The following is a 1,907-nucleotide window of genomic DNA, read 5'->3' as shown; positions in this document are numbered from 1 at the left end:
CCTTTCTCATCCTTCTCTTCTTCATTTAAGCCCTTCACGGCACTGACCTGAAGATAGCCGTCATGCAGCTCTACCTTGATATCCTCTTTCTTAAAGCCCGGAAGGTCGATATCCATATCGTACTGCCCTTCCTTTTCACGAACATCCGTCTTCATTAGTCTTCCGCTGCGGTCTCCGTAAAGCTTATTCTCTACTCTGCCCAGACCTCCGAAACTCGGAAAATCAAACCAATCATCAAATAAATTCTCTCCAAAAATGCTAGGTGCTAACATATCTTTTTCCTCCTTATACTCTTTTTTTGACTTCTAATTTCTTGTCGTTTTTTCAGCAAGGGGAAGAATCTTCATCATCGTGAGAACCTTTAAAGTCCTTGCGGTCTTCTCTGTTCCTCTGCTTGATTATGATTATACTCAAGTTGTTAGCACTGTCAAGTGTCGAGTGCTAATTTAGTTGTGAAAAATTTGTGTATTTTTAGGCTTCCTTTAAGACAATAGCTTTTTTAATTCTCCGACTCCGGGAACCCGTCCGCTTACGACCAGTTTCCCGTCAAGCATGAGGGATGGAGCACTGAGTACCCCAAGCTTTACAATCTCGATTAACTCCTCTACTTTTTCAATTTTAGCATCCTTCCCTAGCTCTTTTACCGCCTCTTTTACATTTTGATATAATGTATCACATTCTTTACAGCCTGCACCGATAACCTTGATTTCCATATTCACCTCTCGTTACATTTCCTTCCAACTTTTCTTACTCTTTAATTCTTTAATTTCATGGGGCTATTCATCGTCTTTTTCCATGCTGCGTCAATGCTTCGAATCACCTTCGGTCCAACCTTCGACAAAAATACCAGCTCGGAAATCTCCTTCTCAGGGCATGGCTTATAGTCGATTAGTTCTTCCACCACATCCACCTGCATCCAGCAATTGTCCAAAAGGAAAAAACCTTTAATCCGATAACAGTCTGGTAAAACCGCTTGTAAAAATTGATGAAAACGCTCTTTGGAAACATTTTCCGCACATACCAGAGAAATGGTTTTCGGCTTGTTGTCCACTGTATTTAAGCTTTCTTCCGAATCTACCCAGCTTCCCTTTTCAAAGCCCTCTCGAATAAAACTAAGATCTGCTCTTCCATTTTCACATTGTAAAATCAGGCAATGGGGATTCACTTCCCGAATCAAAGAAAGTACTTTCTTATATTGTTCCTCGGAAATCAAATCCATCTTGTTCACGATGGCTACATCACAATGCTTTAACTGCCGATCTACCGTTTCCGTATCCTTTACCTGCTTTGGAAAATGCACGCCGTCAATCAGGCAGATTACGCCCTGAAAATCATAGACGTCCCCGGCCAGAACTTCTACGCTCTTTAAAATGTCCCGAATATTCGAAGGATCGGCAAGCCCTGAGCTTTCCACAAAAAGGTATTCCATATCGCCCTTGCTCATCTCCGCCAATGCCTCCACAAAGGAAAGTTGCAGGCAGGAACAAAAAATGGATCCTCTGTTGATTTCCTTGATGGTCAGTTCCTTCTTTTCCAGAATACTGCCGTCAATTCCGGTTTTTCCAAATTCGTTTTGAATGACTGCAAGCTTTTTATCGGAAAATTCTTCCAAGATATGCAGCAAAAGACTGGTTTTTCCCGCTCCCAAAAAACCTGTTAAAACATATAATTTTTTCTTTTCCATAAATGATCTCCTAATGAGGACAATGTAGTACAAGATATAAAAGATAGTAAAAGGTAGCACAAAATAGCGTGCACTCCGGCAATACTGCTTAGTCGAAAGAAAAGCATTCTTCTCTTAAATTATACCAGAAGCATCGCTTGTAAGGCATTAAAAATATATCCGATCAGGATAATGCCGAGGATGCATATTCCTATAAAAGTCCCCAAGAGCTTCGGCTTAATGA

General features: G+C 40.8%; 3 protein-coding genes. All 3 read right to left on the bottom strand.

Going from position 1 to position 1,907, the window contains the following annotated elements; all coding sequences use genetic code 11:
* Positions 1-272 (bottom strand): Hsp20 family protein (locus ACO4PX_RS09200; RefSeq protein ID WP_485572358.1); only part of this gene is annotated, 272 nt, incomplete at its 3' end.
* A gap of 210 nt (positions 273-482) precedes the next feature.
* Entirely contained in the window at positions 483-713 is a 231-nt protein-coding gene (locus ACO4PX_RS09195) for a thioredoxin family protein (RefSeq protein ID WP_314345142.1), read from the bottom strand.
* 41 nt (positions 714-754) lie between these two features.
* Entirely contained in the window at positions 755-1,684 is a 930-nt protein-coding gene (locus tag ACO4PX_RS09190) for a CobW family GTP-binding protein (protein ID WP_485572357.1), read from the bottom strand.
* Positions 1,685-1,907 lie beyond the last annotated feature (223 nt).

This window comes from Oribacterium sp. (assembly GCF_057249185.1).
Note: the sequence above shows the minus strand (reverse complement) of the source record. Positions and strands in the feature narration are given on the sequence as shown.

Excerpts from the sequence above, each read along its gene's own strand:
- ACO4PX_RS09190 (WP_485572357.1), bottom strand. The coding sequence starts at position 1,684 with ATGGAAAAGAAAAAATTATATGTTTTAACAGGTTTTTTGGGAGCGGGA.
- ACO4PX_RS09195 (WP_314345142.1), bottom strand. The coding sequence starts at position 713 with ATGGAAATCAAGGTTATCGGTGCAGGCTGTAAAGAATGTGATACATTA.